General features: G+C 69.0%; 22 protein-coding genes. 3 read left to right on the top strand and 19 right to left on the bottom strand.

Annotation, left to right across the window (positions count from 1 at the left end):
* Positions 1–127: 127 nt before the first annotated feature.
* From pcaF to AC3WON_RS25835, 3 genes are read right to left on the bottom strand one after another with little or no spacing between them, the layout of a single operon-like run.
* Positions 128–1,330 carry a 3-oxoadipyl-CoA thiolase gene (pcaF, locus tag AC3WON_RS25825; protein WP_492353021.1) on the bottom strand — a complete coding sequence of 401 codons (1,203 nt, stop codon included), beginning with the start codon at positions 1,328–1,330 and terminating at the stop codon, positions 128–130.
* A gap of 39 nt (positions 1,331–1,369) precedes the next feature.
* Complete coding sequence (locus AC3WON_RS25830) at positions 1,370–2,011, bottom strand: 3-oxoacid CoA-transferase subunit B (protein WP_492318176.1); 642 nt, start codon at positions 2,009–2,011, stop codon at positions 1,370–1,372.
* A gap of 24 nt (positions 2,012–2,035) precedes the next feature.
* Complete coding sequence (locus tag AC3WON_RS25835) at positions 2,036–2,698, bottom strand: 3-oxoacid CoA-transferase subunit A (protein ID WP_492318177.1); 663 nt, start codon at positions 2,696–2,698, stop codon at positions 2,036–2,038.
* A gap of 486 nt (positions 2,699–3,184) precedes the next feature.
* On the opposite strand from AC3WON_RS25835, the gene AC3WON_RS25840 reads away from it, so the two are divergent.
* Complete coding sequence (locus AC3WON_RS25840; RefSeq protein ID WP_492353022.1) at positions 3,185–3,442, top strand: hypothetical protein; 258 nt, start codon at positions 3,185–3,187, stop codon at positions 3,440–3,442.
* A gap of 18 nt (positions 3,443–3,460) precedes the next feature.
* Here AC3WON_RS25840 and AC3WON_RS25845 read toward each other — a convergent pair whose 3' ends face one another.
* Both AC3WON_RS25845 and AC3WON_RS25850 read right to left on the bottom strand, forming a co-directional pair.
* Positions 3,461–6,523, bottom strand: a complete 3,063-nt coding sequence (locus AC3WON_RS25845) for an AAA family ATPase (RefSeq protein WP_492353023.1) — start codon at positions 6,521–6,523, stop codon at positions 3,461–3,463.
* The gene (locus tag AC3WON_RS25850; RefSeq protein WP_439669590.1) at positions 6,520–7,668 is read right to left on the bottom strand and encodes an exonuclease SbcCD subunit D; all 1,149 of its coding nucleotides are present in this window, start codon (positions 7,666–7,668) and stop codon (positions 6,520–6,522) included. Before AC3WON_RS25850 ends, AC3WON_RS25845 begins: the two co-directional genes overlap by 4 nt.
* Before the next feature lie 137 nt (positions 7,669–7,805).
* Here AC3WON_RS25850 and AC3WON_RS25855 point away from each other — a divergent pair, with 137 nt between their 5' ends.
* Positions 7,806–8,162: a YgiW/YdeI family stress tolerance OB fold protein gene (locus AC3WON_RS25855; protein WP_492318180.1), complete on the top strand. Its 357-nt coding sequence runs from the start codon at positions 7,806–7,808 to the stop codon at positions 8,160–8,162.
* 21 nt (positions 8,163–8,183) lie between these two features.
* Here the strand turns inward: AC3WON_RS25855 and AC3WON_RS25860 are convergent, their stop codons facing one another.
* The 14 genes from AC3WON_RS25860 to AC3WON_RS25925 all read right to left on the bottom strand — a co-directional run bounded on the left by AC3WON_RS25860 (position 8,184) and on the right by AC3WON_RS25925 (position 22,228).
* Entirely contained in the window at positions 8,184–9,548 is a 1,365-nt protein-coding gene (locus AC3WON_RS25860; protein ID WP_340521223.1) for a sigma 54-interacting transcriptional regulator, read from the bottom strand.
* A gap of 38 nt (positions 9,549–9,586) precedes the next feature.
* Positions 9,587–11,275 carry a TadG family pilus assembly protein gene (locus AC3WON_RS25865; RefSeq protein ID WP_492353024.1) on the bottom strand — a complete coding sequence of 563 codons (1,689 nt, stop codon included), beginning with the start codon at positions 11,273–11,275 and terminating at the stop codon, positions 9,587–9,589.
* Positions 11,272–11,619 (bottom strand): DUF3613 domain-containing protein, encoded by a 348-nt coding sequence (locus AC3WON_RS25870; protein ID WP_492353025.1) that lies wholly within the window; start codon positions 11,617–11,619, stop codon positions 11,272–11,274. Before AC3WON_RS25870 ends, AC3WON_RS25865 begins: the two co-directional genes overlap by 4 nt.
* Entirely contained in the window at positions 11,616–12,479 is an 864-nt protein-coding gene (locus AC3WON_RS25875) for a tetratricopeptide repeat protein (RefSeq protein WP_492318184.1), read from the bottom strand. The genes AC3WON_RS25870 and AC3WON_RS25875 overlap by 4 nt, the downstream gene beginning before the upstream one ends.
* On the bottom strand, positions 12,476–13,474 hold the full coding sequence (locus AC3WON_RS25880) for a type II secretion system F family protein (protein WP_492318185.1): 999 nt from the start codon (positions 13,472–13,474) through the stop codon (positions 12,476–12,478). Before AC3WON_RS25880 ends, AC3WON_RS25875 begins: the two co-directional genes overlap by 4 nt.
* Before the next feature lie 31 nt (positions 13,475–13,505).
* Positions 13,506–14,432 carry a type II secretion system F family protein gene (locus tag AC3WON_RS25885; protein ID WP_035815910.1) on the bottom strand — a complete coding sequence of 309 codons (927 nt, stop codon included), beginning with the start codon at positions 14,430–14,432 and terminating at the stop codon, positions 13,506–13,508.
* The gene (locus AC3WON_RS25890; RefSeq protein WP_492318186.1) at positions 14,425–15,741 is read right to left on the bottom strand and encodes a TadA family conjugal transfer-associated ATPase; all 1,317 of its coding nucleotides are present in this window, start codon (positions 15,739–15,741) and stop codon (positions 14,425–14,427) included. Before AC3WON_RS25890 ends, AC3WON_RS25885 begins: the two co-directional genes overlap by 8 nt.
* A 1-nt stretch (position 15,742) precedes the next feature.
* Positions 15,743–16,984, bottom strand: a complete 1,242-nt coding sequence (locus AC3WON_RS25895; RefSeq protein WP_492318187.1) for a CpaE/TadZ family protein — start codon at positions 16,982–16,984, stop codon at positions 15,743–15,745.
* A gap of 46 nt (positions 16,985–17,030) precedes the next feature.
* Positions 17,031–18,443, bottom strand: a complete 1,413-nt coding sequence (locus AC3WON_RS25900; protein ID WP_492353026.1) for a type II and III secretion system protein family protein — start codon at positions 18,441–18,443, stop codon at positions 17,031–17,033.
* Positions 18,444–18,462: 19 nt separating this feature from the next.
* Complete coding sequence (gene cpaB / locus AC3WON_RS25905) at positions 18,463–19,416, bottom strand: Flp pilus assembly protein CpaB (RefSeq protein ID WP_492353027.1); 954 nt, start codon at positions 19,414–19,416, stop codon at positions 18,463–18,465.
* 29 nt (positions 19,417–19,445) lie between these two features.
* Complete coding sequence (locus tag AC3WON_RS25910) at positions 19,446–19,922, bottom strand: TadE/TadG family type IV pilus assembly protein (protein WP_492353032.1); 477 nt, start codon at positions 19,920–19,922, stop codon at positions 19,446–19,448.
* Between the two features lie 72 nt (positions 19,923–19,994).
* Positions 19,995–20,471, bottom strand: coding sequence for an A24 family peptidase (locus tag AC3WON_RS25915; RefSeq protein WP_492318189.1), 477 nt, complete (start codon positions 20,469–20,471; stop codon positions 19,995–19,997).
* 24 nt (positions 20,472–20,495) lie between these two features.
* Positions 20,496–20,672, bottom strand: coding sequence for a Flp family type IVb pilin (locus tag AC3WON_RS25920; protein ID WP_492318190.1), 177 nt, complete (start codon positions 20,670–20,672; stop codon positions 20,496–20,498).
* 368 nt (positions 20,673–21,040) lie between these two features.
* Complete coding sequence (locus AC3WON_RS25925) at positions 21,041–22,228, bottom strand: collagen-like triple helix repeat-containing protein (RefSeq protein WP_492318191.1); 1,188 nt, start codon at positions 22,226–22,228, stop codon at positions 21,041–21,043.
* Positions 22,229–22,957: 729 nt separating this feature from the next.
* Between AC3WON_RS25925 and AC3WON_RS25930 the strand changes: the two genes are divergently transcribed.
* Entirely contained in the window at positions 22,958–24,454 is a 1,497-nt protein-coding gene (locus tag AC3WON_RS25930) for a collagen-like triple helix repeat-containing protein (RefSeq protein WP_492353028.1), read from the top strand.
* The last annotated feature ends 182 nt before the right edge of the window (positions 24,455–24,636 follow it).

Genomic DNA, 24,636 nt, shown 5'->3' on the forward strand with positions numbered 1-24,636 from the left:
GTTGGGGTGAGGGCGGGCGTGTCGACGAAGTGCAGCGTGTCGGTACGCCACTGCCGGCCCTCACCCCCTGCCCCTCTCTCGCAAGCGGGAGAGGGGAGCAAACCGGCGGGAGGTCAACCGAACTCGCTCAAACGCGCTCGATCACCATCGCAATACCCTGGCCCACGCCGATGCACATCGTGCACAGCGCGAAGCGGCCGCCGGTGCGGTGCAACTGGTACATCGCGGTGGTGACCAGGCGCGCGCCGCTCATGCCCAGCGGGTGGCCCAGCGCGATCGCGCCGCCGTTCGGGTTGACGCGCTTGTCGTCGTCGGCCACGCCCAGTTCACGCAGCACGGCCAGGCCTTGCGCGGCGAACGCCTCGTTCAGCTCGATCACGTCGATCTGGTCCATGGTCATGCCGAGCTGCTTGAGCAGCTTCTGCGACGCCGGTGCCGGGCCGATGCCCATCACGCGCGGCGCCACACCGGCGGTGGCCATGCCGACGATGCGGGCGCGCGGGGTCAGGCCGTGCTGCTTGAGGCCGGCTTCGCTGGCCAGCAGCAGCGCGCAGGCGCCGTCATTCACGCCCGAGGCATTGCCGGCGGTCACGGTGCCGTCAGGACGGACCACGCCGCGCAGCTTGGCCAGCGCTTCCATGCTGGTGGCGCGCGGGTGCTCGTCGCGCTCGACCACGATCGGGTCGCCCTTCTTCTGCGCGATGGTGACCGGAGTGATTTCCTGCGCCAGCGTGCCGTCGGCCTGCGCGCGCGAGGCCTTTTCCTGGCTGCGCAGCGCCATCAGGTCCTGGTCTTCGCGGCTGATCTTGTAGTCGGTGGCGACGTTCTCGGCGGTCTCGGGCATCGAGTCCACGCCGTAGGCCGCGCGCATGGCCGGGTTGATAAAGCGCCAGCCGATGGTGGTGTCGAAGATCTGCGCATCGCGCGAGAACGCGCTGGTGGCCTTGCCCATCACGAACGGGGCGCGGCTCATGCTTTCCACGCCGCCGGCGATCATCAGGGTGGCTTCGCCGGCCTTGATGGCGCGCGCGGCGGTGCCGGTGGCGTCCATGCCGGAGCCGCACAGGCGGTTGAGGGTTGCACCGGGCACCTCTTGCGGCAGGCCCGCCAGCAGCGCCGACATGCGTGCCACGTTGCGGTTGTCCTCGCCGGCCTGGTTGGCGTTGCCGTAGATCACGTCATCGATGGCCTTCCAGTCCAGGTTCGGATTGCGGGCCATCAGCGCCTTCAGAGGCACCGCGCCAAGGTCGTCCGCGCGCACCGCGGACAGGCTGCCGCCGTAGCGGCCGATGGGGGTGCGGATGGCGTCGCAGATAAAGGCTTCGGTCATGGTGTGTCTCTCTCTCTTGGTGTGTGTCGGGTCTGCTGGTTATGCGGCCTGCTTGAGCGGCACGCCGGTCAGGCGCTGCAGCTCTTCAAAGCTCAGCCCTTCGACCAGGTCGCGCGCGACCAGCCCGTCGGCGGTCACGTCGATGGTCGCAAGGTCAGTGTAGATGCGGGTCACGCAGCCGATGCCGGTCAGCGGATAGGTGCACTGCGGCACGATCTTGCTCTCGCCCTGCTTGGTCTGGTGCTCCATCATCACGAACACCTGCTTGGCGCCGATGGCCAGGTCCATCGCACCGCCCACGGCGGGGATGGCGCCGGGCGCGCCGGTATGCCAGTTGGCCAGGTCGCCCTTCTCTGAGACCTGGAACGCACCCAGCACGCAGAAGTCCAGGTGGCCGCCACGCATCATCGCGAACGAATCGGCGTGATGGAAGAACGAGCCGCCCGGCTTGACCGTCACCGGCTGCTTGCCGGCATTGATCAGGTCGCCGTCTTCCTCGCCGGGCGCGGGCGCGGGGCCCATGCCAAGCAGGCCGTTCTCGCTGTGCAGCAGGATTTCCTTGTCTGCGGGCAGGTGGTTGCCGACCAGTGTCGGCAGGCCGATGCCGAGGTTGACCACGGCACCGTCGGGAATGTCTTTGGCCACGCGGGCGGCCATCTGATCGCGGGTCAGGCGTTGCATCTGGATTCTCCTGTTACCTGTCGCTCAGGCGACCTTGACGACGCGCTTGACGAAGAGGCCCGGCGTCACGATGTGTTCGGGGTCCATCTCGCCCAGCTCGACCACGTGGCTGACTTGCACGATGGCGCATTTGGCGGCCATCGCCATGATCGGGCCGAAATTGCGCGCGGTCTTGCGATAGGTAAGGTTGCCCCAGCGGTCGGCGGTGTCGGCCTTGATCAGCGCGAAGTCGGCGTGGATCGGGGTCTCGAACACATAGCCCTGGCCGTCGATGATGCGCGTTTCCTTGCCCTCGGCCAGCGGCGTGCCGTAGGCGGTGCGCGTGAAGAAGCCGCCGATGCCGGCACCGGCGGCGCGGATGCGCTCGGCCAGGTTGCCCTGGGGCACCAGTTCCAGCTCGATCTCACCCGCGTGGTAAAGAGAATCGAAGACGTAGGAATCCGCCTGGCGCGGGAACGAGCAGATGATCTTGCGCACGCGCTTGGTCTTGAGCAGCGCGGCCAGCCCGGTGTCGCCGTTGCCGGCGTTGTTGTTGACGATGGTGAGGTCGCGCGCGCCTTGCGCGATGAGGGCGTCGATCAGCTCTGCCGGCATGCCCGCCATGCCAAAGCCGCCGGTCAGGATGGTGGCGCCGTCGTGGATGCCGGCGACCGCCGCTTCCACCGAGTCGTATAGCTTGTTGATCACTTGCGTTCCAGGTCGGAAGATCCGCCAGGCTACCGGAGCGGGCCGCAAGACGCGGCGCATGAAAGGCTGTCTCCGGTAATCCTGCCGGAAGGAGTTTCGTCGCGGCGGGCGGCGCTGGGCGCCTCCCTCTGAACGAGTCCAGCAGTCTGCGTGTGGTCTGGTTTTGTGGTGTGGACCGTTGTTCGTTAACCGATTTGTTCGATATACGAACTCGAATTCGCAGAATGAACAGATTACACCTGCGCGTCGGCGACGGTCAAGCCGACCGGGCGGTCGGCAAACCAGATTGTGCGATAAGCGCGCGCGGGTGACGGGCACACCCCGTATGTAGGACGGGGCCGACATCACAATCGGCACGCACTCGATATGACTCGGGGGCCGCGCGGGCTATTGTGGAATCAGGCAAGGCAACACCCGCACAGCAGCCACCGGACCACCCGGCTGCGCAGGGCGGCCCTGGCAACAAGCAAGAACGAGGAGCCCGTCATGGCCACCGTCCACGTCCCGATTTTATCCACGCCCCATGCAGCGGCGCTTGCGCGCATCCTGCATGTCACGCAGCAGGCGTGGGGACTGACACCCTGCAAGGATCGACTGCAATCCCCCGCGCCTGCCCCGGGAGGCGCCGGCGTGCAATCCCGCGCGCCCCCGCTGTCGCGCCGTGCGCGCTTGGCGCGGGCAGCCGCCCGCGCGTTTGAAGCGCAAGTGATGGCGATTCGTTGCCGCCAGGTATTTGTCGGCTGACGGGGAAGCCTCGCCGCACTACGCGGGTGTCGCCACGCCCGACATCAGTACCCGGCTGCCGCCAACCCCAGGGCGCACCTCCAACCGCACGTCGATGCGCTCACGCAGTTCGGTGACGTGCGAGATGATCCCCACCAGCCGCCGTGCCTGCTGCAGGTCCAGCAGCGTACGGATGGCAAAGTCCAGGCTCTCGGGATCGAGCGTGCCAAAGCCTTCATCGACAAACAGCGTGTCGAGCTGGATGCCGCCCGCGCGCGACTGCACCACGTCGGCCAGCCCCAGCGCCAGCGACAACGACGCGAGAAAGCCCTCGCCGCCTGACAGCGTATTGGCCGGCCGCGCCGCGCCGGTATCGTGGTCGAACACTTCGATATCCAGTCCGCCCGCACTGCGCTGGTCGGCCTGCTCGCGCACGCGCTGCAGCACATAGCGGCCGCGGCTCATCGCCAGCAAACGCGCGGACGCGGCTTCCAGCACCTCATCGAGCAGCGTGGCCAGCACGAAGCGCTGGAAGGTCATGCGGCGCGGGTTGTTGCCGTTGGCGACTTCGGCCAGCCGGCCCAGCACCGCATAGCGTGCCTCGATGTCGCGCCCCTGCGCGTCAAGCTGCTGCAGGCGCAGCTGGCACTGCAGCAGCGTGTCGCGCGAACGGCCGCGCTCGGCCTGTTGCCGGACCAGGGCTTCCACCGCGGCTGCCGACGCATCGCGCGCTGCGCGCAGGCCGTCCAGGTCTGGCGCGTCCAGCGCTTGCGCGGCGGCCTCGGCGCGTTCGCGCCGGTCGGCGGCTGTGGCCAGCTGGGTATCGAACGCGCGCAGCGTCGCGTCGAGCGTTTGCATGGCATCGTCGCCCAGACAGGCGGCGGCGTGGGCCTGCACATCGGCAAAGCCTTGCTGCGCGAGCGCCTGCACAAGCACGGATTCGGCCTCGGCCAGGCGGTTAGACGCCTGGGCCTGTGCCTGCTGTGCCGAGACCAGTCCGGCCTGTGCCCCGGCCGCGTCCGCCGCTGCCTGGCGCTCTGCCGCCTGCGCACCGGCCAGCGCCTGGTCCAGCGCGGCGAGCATGGCCTGCGCCTGCCGCAGGGCCTCGCCCAGCGCCACGGGGTCGCGTGAATCCTCGGGAACCTGCGCACTGTTGGCCTGCCATTCGCCACGGCAGTGGGCCAGCGCCTGGGCAGCGGCATCGGCGGCGGCGACGGCATCGCGGCTGGCGGCTTCCGCCGCTGCGAGCGCCGTGCGGCAGCTGACGATGGCGGCTTCGCGTTGCGCAAGGCTTGCCGCCGCCTGCCGGCCTTCGGCCAGTGCCGCTTCCAGTCCCGTGATCTCGGCTTTCAACTTGCGGGCGGACTCGTCGCCGACCTCGCCCAGCGCCTGCGCCAGTTCGTCCAGCCGCTCGCGCGCCTGGGCAATGGCGCCTTGTGCCGCCTGGTGCTGGCCGGTGCAGCGCACCACATGGGACTCGGCCTCGAGCGCGGCGTGGCGGGCCTGCTCCAGCGCCTGGTCCGACAGCGGCGCCGCCACGTGCTGCGCCGGGGCCGGGTGCGCGGTGCTGCCGCAGACCGGGCAGGCATCGCCCGCCGCCAGGCTTGCGGCCAGCCGCGCGGCCTGCCCGGCGCGCCAGGCGGCTTCAGCTTCGGCCAGCGCGGCGCGGCACTGCTCGCGCTGGCGCAGGGCTTGCTGTTCAGCCGCGGCCGCGGTGACGGCCTGCGCGTTCGCCGTATCCAGCGACCGAGCAGCTTGCTGATGACGGTCAAGCTGCCGCGCGCGTTCCTGCAACGCAGCCAGCTGCAACGCCGTGGCCTGTGCCTGCGCCGCGGCAAGCTGGCCTTGCGCCAGCGCGGACTCCGCGGCAACAGCATCGGCTTGCCGCGTGGCAAGCTGTGCAGCGGCGCGTTCGCGCGCGGTGGCGGCTGCCACCTGCCTGGCTTCGGCCGCCTGCAGCGCGGCCAGCTGCGCACCCAGCTGCTGCGCGCGCGGCAGCATGTCTGCCAGCTGCGTAACCCGGCGCTGCGCGGACTGGCGCGCTTCAGCGCGTGCCGTTTCGGCCTGCAATGCAGCAGCCGCCTGCGTGGCCTGTTGCGCGGCGCGCGCCGCCTGCTCGCCAGACTGCGTCAAGGCAACGGCGCTGGCGGCCTGGTCGCGCTGCGCGGCCTGCCACGCCTGCAGTGTTGGCCTGACACGCGCGGCGCGCTGGGCGGCGTGCAGGCGCGCGCGCTCATCCTCCATGGCTGGCTGGCGCGCCAGCAGCGCGGCGTGCCCGGCCTGCGCCTGCTGGCGTTCCTGCAAGCGCGCCGCCACCTGCTCGCCGGCACCCAGCGCCGCCTGCGCTGCGGCCAGCGTGGCGCGCGCGCCCTGTTCCTGCCCTTGCAGCGCCCGCAACTCGGCCTGCAATGTCTCGATTCCCTCTGCCAGCGCCTGCGCCGATGCCACCCCAACCTGGCGCAGCGCTTCGTCGCGCTGGATGGTGATGCGCTCGGCATCGCGGCGGATGCCGGCGGCCTCGGCCTTCAGCAGCTCTTCCACGCGCCGGTACAGCTCGGTGCGGAACAGACGCTCCAGAATGGCCTGGCGCGCCTGCGAACTGGCGGTCAGCAATTCACGGAAGCGCCCCTGCGGCAGCACGATCACCTGGCGGAACTGGGCACTGTCGAAGCCCAGCAAGTCGCGCACGGCATCGCTGACCCTGGCGGGCTGGCTGGCCTTGCTGACCCAGTCGTTGCCGTCATGCAGGTCCAGCTGGGCCTTGGCCGGCTCGGTCACCCAGCCCTCGCCGCGCTGCTTGGGCCGCTCCTGCACCGGCGAGCGCACCACGCGCCAGCGCTGCGCGCCCAGGCTGAACTCCAGCGTCACCTCGGTGCGCAGCGCGGGCGCGGCGTTGGCGCTGCGCATGGCCTGCGCACTGCGCTCGCCGCCGGAGGTATCGCCGTACAGCGCAAAGCAGATCGCGTCGAGCAGCGTGGTCTTGCCCGCGCCGGTCGGGCCGTGGATCAGCACAAAGGCCTGCTCGCCCAGCCGCGTGAAACCGACCTGCTCGGTCGCGGCAAAGGGGCCGAAGGCCTGCAGCGTCAAATGCAGCGGTCTCATGCCGACTCCCTGTCCGCGGCGGCGATCCCGGTCAGCACCTGGTCGAGCACGGCACGCTGGTCCGGTTCCAGCTCGGCATCCGCCACTTCGCGGAAGAAGTTGGCAAAGAGCTCGCCGGTACCCAGTTGCCGCAACTTGCGCCCGGCCTCCGAAGCCGTGCCGGTGCGCGCCAGCACAGTCCGCTCGATCGCGAGCGCATTGGGATAGACCTGTCGCAGCCTGGCCATCGGGTCCAGCAGCGCGCCCGTATCGGTGAGCCGCGCGTGGATGTAGTCATCGCGTTGCGGATCATCGACACCCGCCGCCAGCACCGCGGCCAGTTCGCCTTCCACCACCCGCACATCGCGCAGGGCCTGCAGCGGCACCGGCGTGATGGCGACCGCCCCGTCCGCGCCCAGTTCGATGCGCGACACCGACTTGTCGTGCGCGCACTCTGACAGCGAATACTTCAGCAGCGAGCCCGCATAGTGGACGCGCCCGCCGCCCAGCGTCTGGGGCCGGTGCAGGTGGCCCAGCGCCACCAGGTCAAAGCCCGCGAACAGGTCCGCGGCCACCGCGCCGCTGCCGCCCACCGACAGCGGCCGTTCCGATTCGCTTGCCGCGCCGCCCACCACGAAGGCGTGGCCCACCACCACGGCACGCACGCCCGGCGGATGCACCGCGCGGATGGCATCGAGCTGCGCGCGCAGCGCGGCTTCATGCGATGGCAGGTCGGTGCCCATGGCATCGCGCACCACCGCCGGTTCCGCGTACGGCAGCGCGTAGATGCGCACCTCGCCGTGAGTGTCGTGCAGCGTCACGCAGGCCGCCTCGGCCAGCGTGCGGCCGGCCACGTGCAGGCCCTGGGCCCGCATCAGCCGCGCGCCGAATTCCAGCCGCTGCGCACTGTCATGGTTGCCGGCGATCATCACCACCGGCACCCCGGTGTCGATGACGATGCGGCCCAGCACGTCGTCGAGCAAGGCCACCGCTTCAGGCGGCGGCACGGCGCGGTCGTAGACGTCGCCCGCGATCAGCACGGCGTCGGGGCGTTCGGTGCGGACCAGTTCGACAAACTGGTCGAGGATATGGGCCTGGTCTTCCAGCAGGCTGCGCGCATGGAAGAGCCGGCCGAGATGCCAGTCGGCGGTGTGAAGGAAACGCAATCCGGGATCCGATAGATGCAAAGGCGAAACCCGCATCATAATGCGTTGCGACCTGACTGCCCGTTCAGCAACGGTTCAGGCGGGCGCGCGCATCATGCATGCAGTCGCCCCAAATTTGAAATTTACGGAGAACGCACATGAAACGCATCCTGACCGCCACTGCCCTGACCCTTGTGCTGGGACTGGCCGCCGCCGGCGCCAGCGCCCAGTACACCGGCCCGTCGGCCGTCCCGGTGATGACCGTTAAGGCGCTGCAGGCAGATGGCAAGGACGACCAGCAGGCCGTGCTGCGCGGCAAGATCGTCAGCAGCGTCGGCGACGAGCGCTACCTGTTCTCGGACGGCACCGGCCAGATGAAGGTGAAGATCAAGGCCAAGCTCTGGCCGGCACAGAAGCCGGTGGATGCACAAACCACAGTGGAACTGGTCGGCGAATACGACAAGGAGCTGATCGGCGAATCGCACTTCGACGTGAAGGAGATCCGCCTGCCCTGAGGCGTGTCCTGATGCGCGCGCTCAGACCGGCTCGGCCTCGCTGTCGGCGATCTGGTACTTGCGCATCTTTTCCCACAGCACCTTGCGGCTGATGCCCAGGCTTGCCGCCGTGTCCTGCCGCCGCCAGCCATTGGCATCGAGCGCGGCCAGGATGCGGCGGCGCTCTTCCGTATCGGCACGCAGGTCGTTGCGCTCGCCGCCATCGAACGCACCCGGATGCAGCGAGCGGAACAGCGGCCGGATGCGCTCTTCGTCCCAGTGCCCGGTCTGCTGCACGGTGATGCCCACACGCTCGGCCAGGTTGCGCAGCTCGCGCACATTGCCGGTGAAATAGGCGGTGCCGACCGCGCCCTTGAGCCAGTCAGGCATCGGCGGCAGCGCGTCGAAGCCGGATTCCCCCAGCATATGGCGCAGGAAGGACTGCAGCAACGCTACCTTGTCGGCCTGGCCACGCTCTTCCAGGCTCGGGATGCGCATCTCGATCACCGCCAGGCGGAAGAACAGGTCGGCGCGGAAACGCCCCTGCCGCACCGCGTCGCGCAGGTCCTTGTTGGTCGCCGCCACCAGCCGGAAATCCAGCTTCACCGCCAGGGTCGATCCCAGCCGGGTGATCACGTTCTCTTCCAGCACGCGCAGCAGCTTGACCTGCTGGAACAGCGGCAGGTCGCCGATTTCATCGAGAAACAGCGTGCCGCCGTTGGCCTGCTCGAAATAGCCACGGTGCGCGAACGAGGCGCCGGTGAACGCGCCCTTGGCATGGCCAAAGAACTGCGACTCGAACAAGCCGTCGGGGATCGCACCGCAGTTGACCGCGACGAACGGTCCCTTTCCGTAGGTACCGTTGCGCTCATGGAACAGGCGCGCAATGCGTTCCTTGCCCGCGCCGGTTTCGCCGTACAGCATCACGTTGCTGCCGAAGTCGGCAAAGGTTTCAACATGCTGCAGCAGCTGGCGCATCGCCGGCGAACCGGCCACCAGGTCCGCCTCGCGTTCGCCGGGCGCATCCGTGGCCAGCAGTTGCGGCAGCAGCTTGCCGATCTGACTGCGCAGGTCGGCGCCGGTGAAGTCATCGGCAAGGATATGCGCGTACTCCGGCGGAAAGCGGCCGGGATCGGCCTCGCGGCCCGGGCCGGCCACCCAGATCACCGGCATGCCGTGCGCGGCTTCCCAGTCCAGCGAGAAGCGCGCCGCGCCGATCACCGACACGCTGATCACGGCGATGCAGGGCTTCAGGCGCGGCTCGGCGGGCAAGGCATCGAGCGCGCCGGCGCGGATCACGTCCACGCCCAGCGGCGCCAGGAAACGCGTGACGCGGTCGGCAATCTCGTACTTGCCTTCCCACACGTAGACTTCAAGGTTTTCGTAGGCCCAGCGGTCTGTCTTCATTCGATTTCTGCCATCAGGCGGTTTGGCGCGATCATGGCTCAGTACACCAGTTCGGCATTGTTGCAGTCGATGCTGTGGACCCAGAGGTCGGCGGTGCCTAGCTGGATGCCGAGGCTGGCGAGCAGCGGCGGGATCAATGCGTCGAGCGCTGCCCCGACCGGCGCGAGTAGCGGGCCGAGATCAATGGGCACGCTAAGGATGCCCAGCAGCTTGGTCCGCACCTTCAGGGCCAGCACTTGCGAGAACAACCCGCCAAACGGATCGGCGGTTCCAACTTGCGCATGCCCGCCCGGTGCCAGCGTGACCTCCTGGCCAGCCGTGCTGCCATAGCGTGGGACGTCCGTGGCAATCACGTCCGCAATGTCGAACAGCCCCAGCTTAGCCTGGCCGAGTACCACATCGCTACCCGTGCAGCCATCGGTGAGGCACGCCGTAACGAGACCGCTTTTGACGTGCATCGTGGCACGGCGGTCCCCAGGATTTGCCGCGCATTGCAGCTTGGTCAGGTCGGCGGTGGCGTTGGCCACATCGAGATAGAGCGGCACGTTCAAGTTGGCGTCCAGTACCGGTTTCAGGATATTTGAGGTGATCTGGAGCATCAGGGTCAGTTTTACCTGGGATGAGCTTGCGGTCGTTTGCCAGGTGTCCGGGTTGCTGGAGAGCTGTCGCGCCGGACCTGCCGCCGTCACCGGCGGCTCGATCACGCGCAGGTTGGCGCTGATGCCCCCCAGGCCAAGCGGGAGATTGGGTATGTTCAGCGGCAGGGCAACTGCCGTATCCCCTCGCGCCACCTGCGCGGAGGCGAGCAGCAACTGCGCCACGTTCAGGCCCACCTCCACCGCCGACGATGCCGCAGGCGCCATCACACCAAGATCAAGCAGCCTGGCCAGTGACACCGTAGCAGCCGCCCCGCTGGCCCCGAGCGCGGTTGGCGGGCTGCCCAGCATCGTCGTCAGCAGCGCGTCGCGGCCAGCGGCGCCAAGCACCAGCGCGTAGAAATCACGCAGGTTCAATGAAGTATTCAACAACTGGTCCACCGTGCCGACATCCGCTTTGAGCCGCAACTGGTCCAGCGTCACGGTGGTATTGACCAGTCCCTGCCAGTCCACCAACGACAAGCTCACCGTATTGCCCAACAACACACTCAGCATGCTGTTGGCGGTGGAGACGTCCAGCAACCCAGTACCCAGCGAAAACGCCGCCACCGGCGGACTGCCACTGGCAATCGATTCCGCAAACAGCTGCCGGCCGCTCCCCCCATTGATCACGAACAGGATTGGCACAGTCTGCGTGGCCTGCACGCGCACGGCATTGGGCGAGACCTTGCTTGCTTCATACGTAGCGCTGAAATGCTTCGGGCCGCCGCTCGCCGGATCCCACACGCCAAGACAGGCAGTCATGGCATCCGCGCCGCCACCGGTGGCATCGCCGCAACCCATTGCAATGCCTGACGGATAGCCGTTCTTCGCGCCAATATTGCTGACGGTGCCCAGCACGGCGCCGTTGAGATTGGCCGGCGTATCCGCCCGCTTGAGCTGCTGCGCCGCCGACATCGCGGCCAGGTCCACCATGTTCTGCAACTGCCGCTGGCGCATGAACACATGCCCCACGTCGATCGACACCAGCGCGGCAATCGCCACGGTGGCGATCAGCAGCGCCGCCATCACACTGATGGCGCCGCGTGCCGAAGTGGCTGCCCGGCGCAGCCGCGGCTGGCGCAAGCTCATTTGCCGCCCATCATCTGGCCGGCGGAGCCGGCACGCGCGGTGCTGGCGTTGGCCTGCCCCGTGTAGAACTCCGGCAGCGCGAAGCGGAAGCTGTTCATGTAGCGCTCATAGCCCAGCGCGGCCTGCTCGCCGTGCATCGGCAGCATGGGGCCGGCCTGCGAGCCTTCGCGCTGGATGGCAAGGATGGCACGCGTGTCGGCGCCAATCTCGCGTTGTGCCGGGCTGCCTGCCGGCATGCCGGTGGCGGCGGCCTCGGTCGTGGCACGGTCGGTCTGCGCCTGCGCGGCGGGCGCCAGCATCAGCAGGCAGAGCGCGGGGATGGCAATGCGGAACATCGCGGTCATGGGGTAGCCCCTGCGGTTGCGGCCACGGCCGCCACCGAGGTGGCCGGTGCGGTGGTGGCGGGTTTCGATGGCGCCCGCACTGCCGGCGCAGGGCGGGCCGCTGCGCGGTCGCGCGCCGCGGTGGCGCGGGCGATGCGGTCGGCTTCCTTGCGGATGGCGCTGCGCGTGGCTTCCGGCAGTGCGGCCTTCTGCATCATGGCGTTGGCCTGCGCGCGCTTGCCGTCGGCGATCAGCCACACCACGGCGTTGCTGATCACACGCGGATTGCGCGCGTCCAGTTCCAGCGCCTGCATCACCGGCACGCGCGCGTCCTGCAGCGCGCCGGCACGCATCAGCGCATAGCCCAGGTCGCCGGAGATGCGCGGATTGACAGGGTCGAGCGCGGCGGCCTGGCGCAGCTCGGTGACGGCGCGCGCAAAGTCATCCTGGCGCCCCGCCAGCAGGCCGAGCCCGTGGTGCGCATGCGCGGCCTGCTCGCCCTGCGACGTCGCTGCAAGTTGCTGGTAAGCATCGGTGGCAGCCTTGTCCTGCCCGGTCTCGCGCAGCGCATCGGCGCGCATCGCCTGGATCTCCGGGCCGGCGCCGAAGCGCTTCACGTAGACCTCGATATGCGCCAGCGAGGCGAAGTAAAGCCCGTCCTGCTGCATCTTGCGGATCAGGCCCAGGTAGACCGCCTGCTCGCTGTATTCGGCGCGCGCGGTCTTGTCGCGCAGCTTGGCCAGTTCCACCTGGGCCTCGGCCCGGTCATGCATGGCCGCGGCCCCGTTCTGATTGGCGGCGCAGCCGGACAGCGCCGCCAGCAGCAGGCACGCCGCCGTTTTCGAGATCCGGCCCAGCGCCGGACCGACTGAGCGCGTCATCGCGTCCCTCCCATATGTGCCAGCATGCGGATCACCCCGAGGAAGCCGGGGCCCGCGGTCAGGATCAGCAGCACCGGCAGCAGGCTCACCACCATCACCGCGGTCATCTTGACCGTGAGCCGGCCGATCTCGTCCTTCATGCGCGATTTGCGCGCCTCCTGCATGCGCAGGCCGAACAGGCGCAGCGGCTCCTGCACCGCGCCGCCGTGCTTGTCCACCTGCGTCAGCAGCGTGATCAGGCTCTTCAGGTCTTCACTGTCGAACAGCCGGCCGATGCGCAAGAGCGTCTGTTCGCGCGAGCGTCCCGAGGCAAACTGCTGGTTGGCGCGTGCCAGCTCCGGCCCCAGCACGCGCAGCATGCTGCCGAACTCGGCCACGATCACCTGCAGGCTCTGGTCGATCGACAGGCCCACGCCCTGCAGCAGGCGCAGCATGTCGATCAGCACCGGCAGTTCGTCATCGACCATGCGCAGGCGCGCCGCGGCACGGCGGCGCAGGTGCCACTTGGGGGCCAGGTAGGCCAGCGCAAACGTGCCGAAGCCCCACGCGACGATGGCGAAGGCACCCGCGCCCACGTGCCAGAGCATGGCAGCCAGCGCCAGGGCCAACGGCAACCCCAGCCGCAGCACGCCGAACAGCATGCGCGACTGCGGCCCGTACCATCCGCATTGCTCCAGCAACTGCTGGTCTTCCGGCGTCACCACCGCGCGCCCGAGGCGCGAATCCAGCCAGTGGGCGTTGATGCGCTCGCCCACGCGCGCGCCCAGTTGCGCCCCGATCGCCGTAGCCGCCCCGCCCCTGCCCTGCGGCGCGGCGGGAGCCGTGGCGTGCGTGGCCTGGGCGGCTTCTGCCGCGCGCTGCCGTGCCAGCGCGCCGTCGATGGTGCGCGCCGCCAGCCGGCGCTGGCGCCAGTCGCGCAACAGCGGCAGCGTCAGTACGCCCACGCCGCAAGCGGCGACCAGCAGGCTGAGCGAAATCAGTGTCAGGCGGTCCATGTTGGCTCTTGTCTGCGTGCTGGCATGCCGCTCAGATCGACTTGGCCAGCCGGTACAGCATGAAGGCCCCGGCAACTTCCAGCGCCAGGGCCGACAGCAGCATCGATTTGCCGGTGGGATCCTTCCACATCATCATGATGTAGCCCGCGTTCAGCATGAACAGGCCGCCGGCCACCACCAACGGCAGCAGCCCCAGGATCCACGCTGACAGCCGGGTCTCGGCCGACAGCGCCATCAGCTCGCGCTGGGCCTGTTCGCGGTCGCGCATGAAGGCAGCGGTGCGCTCCATCACCACATCGGCGCGGCCGCCGTAGCGCACCGACAGGCGCAGCACCGAAGCCACCAGCACCAGTTCCTCGACCTTGTACACGCGCCCGACCTGCAGCACCGCCTGGTCCAGCTCCTTGCCAGCGCGTTGCAGGTGTATTGCCTGCACCAGGCATTGGCGCAGCGGCGCCTCGGTATTGGCGATGGAGTTCTGGAACGCCGCCGGCACGCTGCTGCCGATGGTCATCAGCCGCACCACACCGTCCAGGAATCCGGGCAGTTGCGACAGCAGCTTCTTGTGCAGGCGGCGCACGCGGTTCCATGCCGCGAACGCCGCCACTGCCAGCGCCACGATCAGGGCCGACACTGCGCCCAGCCATTGCCCCGCCACCGCGCCGGCCAGCGTGCACAGCACCACCGGCGTGATCCAGACGATGGCGGTGCGGCGCGTCGGCGCCAGGTCGGCACGCCGCAGGAAGTCGTCCCAGCGGCGGCGCAGGTCGCGCGCGGGCAGTTGCAGCGCCGGATCCGGCGCCTGCGCATAGCGCAGGCGCACCTGCTCGGTCTGCGCCTGCAGGAAGGCCTGCTGCTGCTCGCGGCGCGCACGCGCCTGCGCGCTGGCCAGCAGCAGCAGGCCCAGGCCGGTGATGACCAGGGCCATGGCGGCGAGCAGCAGCGTGGCGCTAGACATCGAAGCGGTCGTCCAGCATGAAGCCCGGTCCGCGCATGCGCGCCAGCTTGGGCGAGTGCGGCAGCAGGCCGAGCGAGAGCCAGCGGTCAGTCTCGGTACCGTCCGGGTTCACGTAGGGCTCGTGGCGGTACAGCTCCTGGGTGGAGATGATGTTGTCGCCCAGCCCGGTGATCTCGGTGATCGAGACGATGCGGCGCTTGCCGTTGGAAAGCCGCGCGATCTGCACGATGAAGTCGATGGCGTTGGCGATCTGCCGGCGCAGGCTCGCCTCGCTGCCCTGGAAGCCGGCAAAACCGGCCAGCATCTCCAGCCGGTACAGGCATTCGCGCGGGCTGCTGGCGTGGATAGTGCCCATCGAGCCGTCGTGGCCTGTGCTCATCGCCTGGAGCATTTCCAGCACCTCGCCGCCGCGCACTTCACCCACGATGATGCGGTCCGGGCGCATGCGCAGGCTGTTGCGCAGCAGGTCGCGGATCGACACCACGCCGGTGCCCTCGAAGCCGCCGGGACGGCTTTCCAGCCGCACCACGTGCGGATGGTTCAGCGCCAGCTCGGCGGTGTCCTCGATGGTGATGACGCGCTCGGTGGTCGGCACGAAGGTGGCCAGCGCGTTGAGCAGCGAAGTCTTGCCCGAGCTGGTGCCGCCGCTCACCAGGATATTGCAGCGCGCCTGCACCGCGGCCTGCAGCAGGTCGCAGATCTCGGGGCTCATGGTGCCCAGCGCCTGCAGGTCAGCAGGCGTCATCGGGTCCTTGCGGAACTTGCGGATCGACACCACCGGGCCCTCCAGCGCCAGCGGCGGGATCACCACGTTGATGCGGCCGCCGTCCGGCAGGCGCGCATCGACCATCGGGTTGGACTCATCCAGCCGCCTGCCGATCGGCGCCAGGATGCGGCGCACGATGCGCAGCAGGTGGCCGCTGTCGTTAAAGCGCACCGGGATGCGCTCCAGCACGCCGTGGCGCGACACGTAGACGTCGAGGTGGCCGTTGACCAGGATGTCTTCCACCGCAGGGTCGTTGAGCAGGTCTTCGATCGGGCCGAAGCCGGCCAACTCCTTGGTCAGCGCCTCGGCGATCTGGCGCAGCTCAGCCTCGTTGATGGGGATACGGCGCAACCGGGTAAAGCTCTCCAGTTCCAGGTCGACAAAGCGCTGGATCGCGGTACGCGACCAGCGGCCGAACTCTGCGCCGAGCTCTTCGATGCGGGTCAGCAGGTGCTCGTGCGCCGCTTCCTTGATGTTCTGGAATTCCTGCGAGACCGGGAACGGTGCGGGGGCGTGGTCGGAAAATTCAATCGCTTGCGTCATGTCAGCTTCCAATGCGTGCCACGCGCACCGCGCGCAGCGCCTCAGGCAGTTTGTCCTTCATGCGCGCCAGCAGGCTGGTTTCCCTGGCCTGCGCCGCGCGGTAGCCCAGTCGTGCCAGCAGGTCGGCCAGCGCGCGCACATAGGGGTCGTGCGGATCGTCGTCGGCCAGCACCGCGCCGCGGTTCATGGCCAGCACCAGCGGTGCGCGGCTGTCGGGCAGCGTGCCCACCGACTGCACGCCCACGCGGTGCGCGATCTGCGCGGCATCCACGCCCAGGCGCGCATCGAAGCGCGACACCAGCAGGTGCAGGTCGTCGCGCTCCACCTCGCGCGCGCGCAGTTCATGCACCAGCTCCGCCGCCGAGACGATCGCGCCCACGCTCTGGTCGGCCACCAGCACCACGCTGTCGGCGGCCTTGACAATCTGCGCGGTGAACTCGGCATTGCCGAAGCCGCCCAGGTCGATGATCTGCATGTCGAAAAACGCGCGCAGCCGCTCCAGCAGACTGATGGCTTCGGAGTAGGAGATGTCGCGCAGCTCGCCCAGCGCCGCGGGCAGCGGCAGCACGCATAAGCCGTTGCCGTGGCGCGTAAGCGCGGTCTGCACGAAGACCTGGTCGAAGCGGCGCAGGTTGCGCACCGCCTCGACAAAGTGGAAGCCCGGGCTCAGGTTCAGGTACAGCGCGCCGTCGCGCGCCGGCAGGCCCAGGTCCAGCAGCAGCACTTCGGCGCGCGCGTCGGTCTTTTCGTTCAGCGGCAGGTGGCGGCGTGCCGCCGCGGCCAGGTTCACGGCCAGGCTGGTCACGCCCACGCCGGGGCGTGCGCCCAGCAGCGCCACGATCTTGCCCTCGCGCGCCGACTCGGCCGGGCGCACCTGCTCGCCCGGCACGGCCAGGCGCTTGACCACGGCCTCGGCATCGGCAGGCGCGTCGCGCAGGTCGATAAAGTCCTTCACACCCACGCGCAGCGCCGCGAGCATGATGCCGGGCTCGTCGGCGTGGCCCACCGCGACCAGCGGCAGGCCTGGGAAGAGCCGCAGCAGCTGCTCGCCCAGCCGCGCCGACGCGCCGGCCAGCTCCGTCGAGAAATGCAGGAACACCAGCCCCGGGCGCAGCTGGGCCGCGCGCTCGAGAAAGGCTTCCTGGGCGCCGCCTTCTGCCACCAGCGTGCCCAGCCCGCCCAGGACCTTGCCCAGCCAGTCCTTCACTTCGCCCTGTGTTGCATGCAACAGAAAATAGTCCATCTCTCTGCCTCAAGCCGTTGGCCATGCCTGCCGGCACGGCCGGCGGCTATTTTGAGAAACCCGGCAAAGTCGGGTCCGCGTATTCGCCCAGCACATACCAGCCCCATACATTGGGGTTGCCGTTGGTGCGGCCATCGGCACCAACAGCTTGCGCCGCCGGCGCGCCCTTGGCCAGCGGCTTCACCAGGCGCGGCGTGACCACGATCATCAGCTCACGGTCTTCCTGGTGGAAATTCAGGTTCTTGAAGAAGGCGCCGATCACCGGCAGGTCGCCCAGCACCGGGACCTTGTTGACGTTGCTGACGGTGTTGCGGCTGACCAGCCCGCCGATCACGAAGCTCTCGCCGTCACCCAGTTCCACCGTGGTGTCGGCGCGCCGCGTGACGATGGCGGGCACCACCGCGCCATTGATCGAGATGCCGCGCGATGGGTCGAGATCGCTCGCCTCCGGTGCCACCTTCAGCGCGATGCGGTCGGCCGACAGCACCGTGGGCGACACCGTCAGCCCGATGCCGAATGGCTTGAACTGGATCGTAGTGGTGCCCAGCGCCTGCGGCACCGGGATCGGGATCTCGCCGCCGGCCAGGAAGCTGGCGCTCTGGCCGGACAGCGCCACCAGGCTGGGCTCGGCCAGCACGCGCGCCAGGCCGTTGGCCTCCAGCAGGCTGATATTGGCGAAGATGCCGTGGGTCAGCGACGCGGCCACCAGGTTGAAGGCATTGCTCATCGGCGACGCGATGTCGGCACTGAAACTGCCCGGCGCGCCGCCGCTGCCGGGCGTAAAGGTGAACTTGTTCAGCGTCGATGGCGAGAACGTGCCGAAGGCAAAGCCGGAGTTGTTGCGGAAGAAGTTGATGCCGACTTCCTTGAGCACGGTCTTGCTGATCTCCACCACCTTGACGTCGACCTGCACGGTGCCGGAGAGCGGCACGGTCGAGCGGTCCACCACCAGGCCGGGCTTGCCATCGGTCTTGCCGTTGGTGGCTGCGCGCGCCGCGGCCTGCGCGCGCGCCGCGGCATAGGCATCGGGCGACTGGCCGGTGATGGAGGCACCTGCCGCGGAATAGCCAAGCTTCGCGCCATCGGCATCGGGCGCGATGGCATCGACCTGCACGTTGTAGGTCAGCGGCTCGGCGCCGCCGCGCGTCCACACCATCACGTCGGTCACACCGGGTTGCTTGGCCACCAGCAGCACGCTGGGGGCACCGCGCGTGCGCAGCACCAGCGCATCGGCCACCGCCGGGTTGCCCACCGCCACGCGCTCCACCGGTTGCGCGCTGCGGATCTCCTTCTGCGCGCCGGCCAGCAGGCGCAACTGGCGCGCGGTCACGACTTCCTGCGCCTGTGCGCGCGGCGCCAGTGCGCACCACCCGGTAGTGGCCAGCATCGCGGCCAGCGCGAGCTGCATCAGCCTGCGGCGCAGGGCCGCCGAATGGGCTGGTTTCTTCTGAATTTGCATAAAGTCGGCGCCCACGTTCTTATTCGATCTCGCGCTTGCCCGCGCGGATGACTTCCACGCCTGCGCTTTGTCTTGCCTGGGCTGGCGCGGGCGGCACGGCAACCTGCAACGGCCGCGGCGCCGGCGCTGCCACCGGCGCGCGCGGGGCAGAGGCACCGGCGGTAGCGGCCAGGCCGGACAGCACCACGCCGGCCATGGCCTTGTCGGGGGCGGCGCGCGGCGCTTCGGCGGGAACGCCGGCGCGCGCGGCCAGCGCGGGCCGGGGTTCGGCAAACATGCCGTCGCTGGGCATGGCTTCGTCCTGCGGATTGCGCAGCGCCAGCAGCAGGCGCCCGGACTGCTGCGCCATCGCCAGCCGGCTGACCTGCTCCAGCGGCACCGACAGCACCGCGGTCTTGGCGCCTTCCTGGCGCGCCATCATCTGTTCCGGCTTGGCGTTCTGCGGCCGGTTGACCGAGGCGACGCCGTAGGCCAGCACGCGCAGGCGCGACAGCAGCATGCGCGCCTGGCTTTCCGGGATCTCCTGCTGGTCGCGGCGCAGCACCAGGAAGACATCGACATAGTCGCCCGGCTGCACCTGGTTGCCGACGCCGATGACTTCATCGACCGACACGGCCACCGCGCGTTCGCCCTCCCGTACCTGCGTGGCCAGGCCAGCCAGCAACTGGCTTTCGAGCACCGGCACGTTGGCGCCAAGCGCCACCAGCGGCACCTGCCCCGTCACGCGCGCCACCTCGCTGTAGGCGCCGGTGGGATCGATCGGGAGCATCTCGACCTTGAGCGACTCGGCGGCAAGGGGCTTGCCCGCTTCCACCGCTTGCGTGGTCACCACCACTGCGTGCAGCGGTTTGGCGGATGTCGATGCCGCGGGCGCCTGTGCCGGCTGGCGGCCCACTTGCCACGCCAGTAGCGCAAGCAGCAGCGCCAGGCCAAGCAGCGCCACCGCCAGGAGTCGGATCTGCTTGCTGGTCATGCGGATTTCCTTTGGATGGGCATGGCGGCTCAGATATCAGGAGAAAGCTGGACCATTGCCGAGCCCGACAGCGTTGCGGGGACCGGGACCATCGGCACGGCGGGAAGGATGTTGGTGGTGGGAAGGCTCAGCGTGACCTGCACGCAGACATCGGTGGAGCCGGATGCGCAGGGCACCGCCTGCGCAACGTTGCCGGTGGACAGCAAATTCCTGATGGATGTGGGAAGCGTGCCGCGCGCCATCGCAGCCGCTGCATCGACGCGAGCGCCTTGCGTGGCCGCGAGGCCTGAGCCGGAAACGCCCGCTGGATAGCGCAGCGCAGCGCGCGCGCCCTCTTCGGCGGCCAGCGTCAGCACCTGCTGCAGCGCCAGCATCACGCCGTAGTAGACGATGCCGATCACGATGGCGAGCAGCACCGGCGCCACGATCGCAAACTCGATCGCAGCGCTGCCGGCGCCGTGGCGGCGCCGGTTGATCCCCCTGTTGACCCTTGCGTGCAGCAACATCTGAAACCCCGGTCCCTTGGTGTTCTTTCGCGCCGACCGGCGGCGCAGCCTGCTTGCCACTAGCCTGTCCGGCTAAAGGCCCGCAGCCATCCAGGCCAGCACGCCCACGGCCAGATACGCGGCATACGGAATGCCGCGCGCCCGCGAAAACTGCGCCGTTGGAATAGGTCCGCTTTCCTGGTGATCGATGGCTTGACTTGTAGCCGGCGCGCGACCGCCCCGTGCAAGCGCCAGCAGCGCGTGCACCAGCCCGAGCAGGTTGCCGACGACCCATGCCACTACCAGTCCTTGCGGCCCGGTGAACAACCCCGCCACCGCCAGGAACTTGACGTCACCCGCCGCCATCTGCCCGAGGGCATATACCGGCAGCGTGACCGCAAGGCCCAGCCCGGCGCCGATCAGGCGCGTGGTCAGCGGCAGTTCCATGCCCTGTCCGGCGAGCAGTGACAGCCCGAGGGCCAGCACGGCAGCCGCCAGCAAGGCGTTGGGAACGCGCCGGTGGAGGAAGTCTGTGTAGAGGGTCGCCGCGCAGAGGAGCGCGGCAATCACGCCGGTCTTATGGTTTCGGCTTGTTTACTTGAACCATCCCGAAACCGTGACCGAAAGCCGATCGAAGCTGGCGTTAAGCTCCGTGCCGAGTTTGCCAGCGCCGACGGCAATCGCCAGAGCGACAAGCCCGACGATCAGGCCATACTCGATAGCCGTCGCCCCGCGCTCATCGTTAATAAAGCGTGCAATGAGTCGTTTCATGATTTCCACTCCCGAAGTGATCTGATGCCGCGATCACGCTTCCCCCGTTCGATTATCACGGTGCTCTGTGGCCCGCTCTTTTATCGACTTTTCACGCTTGCTGCGCTTTCTTTTTAAGACATGGAATGTCTCAACCATACCCCTCCTACGGGTGATAGCAATGACCCAAAGGGGTTAAGACGCGCGTTTGAAACGACCCGGCACGCCCGGGTCACAGGTTGTTAAAGAGCAGGCAGACCGGGCGGGAACCGGCCTGCAACTTGGCATTGCGGTCATAGGCCGCAATGCCAGCCAAAATAAAAAGATGCGCTGCGACGGGGTGATGAGCGACAGCGCACCGTGAAAACACCTAGCCGGTATGAGACATTTCAGTGCAGCAGGCCTCCCACCAGCGGCAGTTGCAACGTCTTGTGGTCACCGCTGCCACCCTGGCTATCGTGTGCGCCTTGCTTCAGCCCGCCGACCAGCCCGGTCACCGGCGCCAGCAGCGAGGTCACGGGACCGAGCGCGCCGCCCGCGGAACCGCCCTCACCGCCGCCACCGACCTTGGCCAGCGGCAGGTTGTTCAACACGCCGCCGAGCAGGTTGCCGCCATGGCCGCCATCGCCACCGTACCCGCCGCCCGCGCCTGCCAGCGGCAGGTTGCTCAGCAGGCCACCAAGCGGGTTGCCGCCGCCCTGACCATTGCCGTTGAGGATCGCGCCAGCGGCCGCTACCGTCTTGCCGGCCTCAGTCACCACGCCACCCAGCGGCGAGACCACCGGTGCGTGGGTGTTGCTGATCATGCTGCCGCCGGCCGCCACCGTATTGCCGACCTTGTAGAGCAGGCCGTTGCCCGGCTCGCCCAGGTGCGTGGCTGCGCCCAGTGTCTGCGTGCCGTCGGTGACCTTGCTGGTCAGCGGCACGATGACCTTGCTGACCGTATTCGTGACCTGCGCGACCGGGCCTTCGGACAGCACGCTGTGCAGCTTGCCGCTGCTGTCGTGCACCGCGATGCCCACGTGCCTGACCAGGCCACCCACCGGGGTGGTCACCGGAGCCAGCGGCGCCAGCTTCTCGGTGCCCAGGCCGTACACCAGGTCGCCGCCGCTGATCAACGCCTCGCCCACGTCGTGGACCACGTTGCTGGTGCTGGCCACAGTCACGCCAACCGGGTTGTCGACCGAACCCATCTGCCCCAGCCCGTCGCGCACGCCGGCACCGAGCGAGCCAATGGCGCTACCGGCCTTGATCACCACGCCGCCGGCGCCTTCGCGCGCCTGAGTGGGCAGCAACGGCAGCGGCGCTTCCTGGATGCTCTTGCCGATGTCACTGATGGCATTGCCCGTGGCCACCACGGTATTGCCCGCGCCTTCGGTCACCTTGGCGGTGGGCGTGGTCTCGCCCGATGCGGACGGTCCCGGCGTGACCGGCGTGTCGATGTTGCTGTTGGGCCGCGGATTGGCGCCGCTGCCGCCACCGCTCGACGAACAGCCTGCCATCAGCAAGGCAAGGGCGGCCACGCCTGCCGCGGCCAGTGAGGTCATGCCATGCTGCGACGGATGCTTGATATTCATTGTCCTTCTCCTGTCTTGTTGGCCACGGTGTTGCCGGCCGTCTTGTCTTATGTACGCCGCATGGGATTGCCGACGAGCCTCCCCGGTGTCCCGCTTTGTTCCTCTGGCGGACCGCTCCGAACCGGAACCGCAAGACAGTGGAACGCGAGATCGTCGGCGCGTCTGGACAACCAATGGCAAGGCGCGTGCCAGCGGCGCCAGCGGTGCCGGCACGGAATCGGCCACGGCACTGCGAGCCTTGCCTGGCGCGGATTAGCGGGTGACGCGGGGTAGCAATCGGGCGGGCACAAACGTCGTTGCGGCGCGGGCCTGATGTGTTACGTGCTACGTAACGTGTTCCGGGATACGGGAACACTGCGGCGCGGATGACCGTGACGGGAGGCGTCGGCAGCGCGTGGCACGCCGCGCTTTCCTGGCTGGTTCGCCGTCGCCGCGAGCCCGCCGTTCCGGCTGTCTTGTTCCCTGCAGACGACACACGTTACGTAACGCGTAACGCGCGGCCGCCCTGACACCCCATCCCCGGCAGCGCCGCAAGCGGTTCCCACGGCTCCCCTGGAAGCCGTACCCGGCAAGGCTTTGCGGGCACCACACCCGACTTCCGCGGGGTCCGTTCCAGGACGCGCCGCAGCGCTGGCATACCGATTGCGCCATATCCGTCACCGCCGCACGCAGAATGCGAACGCGTTGCGCGGCCGAGCGATTTAAACGACGGGAATGAGGGAACAGAACATGCGCAAACAACAACTCGCCGTAACGGCACTCCTCGCAACCTTGCTGGCCCTGGGTGGCTGCGCCAGCGGCAGCGGATCGACCTCCATGGGCACCAGCGACACGGCGGGCACCAATGGCGGCACCAAGACCACGGGTACCGATGGCACCGGCGGCATGGGTGGCTCCGCCGGCAGCACCGACGTCGCCGGCGGCGGTACCGGTGGCACGGGCGGCGGCACGGGTGGTACCGGTGGAACGGGTGGCAACGGCGGCAACACTGGCGGCGGCGAAACGCCTGCCGCACTGACCCCGACCGCCACCGTCATCAACAATGCCGGCACGGTGCTGGGCAATACGGGCAGCACCGTCACCGACCTCGGCAACCAGCTCGGCAGCGCCAACCTGCCGCTGGTGCCGACACAGACGCAAAGCGGCCTCGGCGGCGTGGTGGCCTCCACCGGCGATGCCGTGGGCGCGCTGGCCACGGGCCTGCAAGCGGGCCTGGGCAGCATCCCCAATTCGACCAATCCGGTTGGCACCACGGTCGCCAGCACCGGCAATGTGGTCACCGAACTCGGCAAGGCAGTGTCCAGCGCCGGCACCGCTGTCAGCGGCCTGGGCACCGGCCAGCTCGCGCCGCTGGCGCCACTGACCTCGCCGCTGGGCACGGTGGTGGACAAGCTGGGCGACACGGTAAGCAACGCCGGCGGCACGCTGACCACGGTCCTGTCGACCGGCGCAGTCGAGCAGGTGACCATTACCACCAGCAAGCTGATCGTGCCGATCACCTCGCAGCTGACCGGCGCCACGCAGACGCTGGGCGCGGCCACGGGCCTGGGCGCCCCGGCCAACAACCTGCTCGCAACCGTGGGCGGTGCGCTGGCCACGGCGGGCACCAAGCTGCAACAGACCAACACGCCGGTAGTCTCGGGCGTCGGCGGCGTGGTGAGCGCCACCGGCACGACCGTGGCATCGCTGGGCGGCGCAGTGAACGGGCCCGCCAGCGGCGGCGGCCTGGGCGCGCTGAGCCCGGTCCTGGCACCGGTGACTGCGCTGGCCGGGGGGCTGACTGGCGGTGCAGGCGCTGGCGGTACGGGTTCGCCGCTGGCGCCTGTCACCAGCCTGGTGAGCAGCATCACCGGCGGCCTTGGCGGTGCCACCGGCGGCGGCACCGGTTCGCCGCTGGCACCGGTCACCAGCCTGGTCAGCACCGCCACCGGCGGCCTTGGCAGTGCCACCGGCGGCAGCACCGGTTCGCCGCTGGCACCGGTCACCACCGCGGTCAGCGGCGTGGTGAATGGCGTGGTGGGCGGCGTCACCGGCGCCGCGGCGGGCACCGGCACCACCAGCCCGCTGGCTCCCGTCACCAATGTTGTCGCCGCCGTGACCGGTGGCGCCACCTCCACCGCGGGCAGCACCACCAGCAAGGGTTCGACCACCGGCGCCACCGGCCCGATCGGCGGCCTGGTTGGCGGCCTGCTGGGCGGCCTGACCGGTGCGCTCGGCCAGAAGTAATCCTGCCTCAGCCGCTGCCCTGGCGATCGCCTGATCGCGGGCAGCGGAGCACACCAGATTCAACGTAGCGGCCACGCGCTGAGCCGGCAGCATCGGACAGCAGGCGCCCGGGGGTAGCGGCAATCCCCGCGCCAGTGGCACGCGACGTCAATAGCCGCAGTATTTCCTTACAGGGGTTTTGC

The sequence above is a fragment of the Cupriavidus sp. FW305-46 genome (assembly GCF_058787075.1).

Bases quoted from the DNA above. Each gene is read 5' to 3' on its own strand.
- pcaF (WP_492353021.1), bottom strand. From the start codon at position 1,330: ATGACCGAAGCCTTTATCTGCGACGCCATCCGCACCCCCATCGGCCGC.
- AC3WON_RS25830 (WP_492318176.1), bottom strand. From the start codon at position 2,011: ATGCAACGCCTGACCCGCGATCAGATGGCCGCCCGCGTGGCCAAAGAC.
- AC3WON_RS25840 (WP_492353022.1), top strand. From the start codon at position 3,185: ATGGCCACCGTCCACGTCCCGATTTTATCCACGCCCCATGCAGCGGCG.
- AC3WON_RS25845 (WP_492353023.1), bottom strand. From the start codon at position 6,523: ATGAGACCGCTGCATTTGACGCTGCAGGCCTTCGGCCCCTTTGCCGCG.
- AC3WON_RS25855 (WP_492318180.1), top strand. From the start codon at position 7,806: ATGAAACGCATCCTGACCGCCACTGCCCTGACCCTTGTGCTGGGACTG.
- AC3WON_RS25860 (WP_340521223.1), bottom strand. From the start codon at position 9,548: ATGAAGACAGACCGCTGGGCCTACGAAAACCTTGAAGTCTACGTGTGG.
- AC3WON_RS25865 (WP_492353024.1), bottom strand. From the start codon at position 11,275: ATGAGCTTGCGCCAGCCGCGGCTGCGCCGGGCAGCCACTTCGGCACGC.
- AC3WON_RS25870 (WP_492353025.1), bottom strand. From the start codon at position 11,619: ATGACCGCGATGTTCCGCATTGCCATCCCCGCGCTCTGCCTGCTGATG.
- AC3WON_RS25875 (WP_492318184.1), bottom strand. From the start codon at position 12,479: ATGACGCGCTCAGTCGGTCCGGCGCTGGGCCGGATCTCGAAAACGGCG.
- AC3WON_RS25880 (WP_492318185.1), bottom strand. From the start codon at position 13,474: ATGGACCGCCTGACACTGATTTCGCTCAGCCTGCTGGTCGCCGCTTGC.
- AC3WON_RS25885 (WP_035815910.1), bottom strand. From the start codon at position 14,432: ATGTCTAGCGCCACGCTGCTGCTCGCCGCCATGGCCCTGGTCATCACC.
- AC3WON_RS25890 (WP_492318186.1), bottom strand. From the start codon at position 15,741: ATGACGCAAGCGATTGAATTTTCCGACCACGCCCCCGCACCGTTCCCG.
- AC3WON_RS25895 (WP_492318187.1), bottom strand. From the start codon at position 16,984: ATGGACTATTTTCTGTTGCATGCAACACAGGGCGAAGTGAAGGACTGG.
- AC3WON_RS25900 (WP_492353026.1), bottom strand. From the start codon at position 18,443: ATGCAAATTCAGAAGAAACCAGCCCATTCGGCGGCCCTGCGCCGCAGG.
- cpaB (WP_492353027.1), bottom strand. From the start codon at position 19,416: ATGACCAGCAAGCAGATCCGACTCCTGGCGGTGGCGCTGCTTGGCCTG.
- AC3WON_RS25910 (WP_492353032.1), bottom strand. From the start codon at position 19,922: ATGTTGCTGCACGCAAGGGTCAACAGGGGGATCAACCGGCGCCGCCAC.
- AC3WON_RS25920 (WP_492318190.1), bottom strand. From the start codon at position 20,672: ATGAAACGACTCATTGCACGCTTTATTAACGATGAGCGCGGGGCGACG.
- AC3WON_RS25925 (WP_492318191.1), bottom strand. From the start codon at position 22,228: ATGAATATCAAGCATCCGTCGCAGCATGGCATGACCTCACTGGCCGCG.
- AC3WON_RS25930 (WP_492353028.1), top strand. From the start codon at position 22,958: ATGCGCAAACAACAACTCGCCGTAACGGCACTCCTCGCAACCTTGCTG.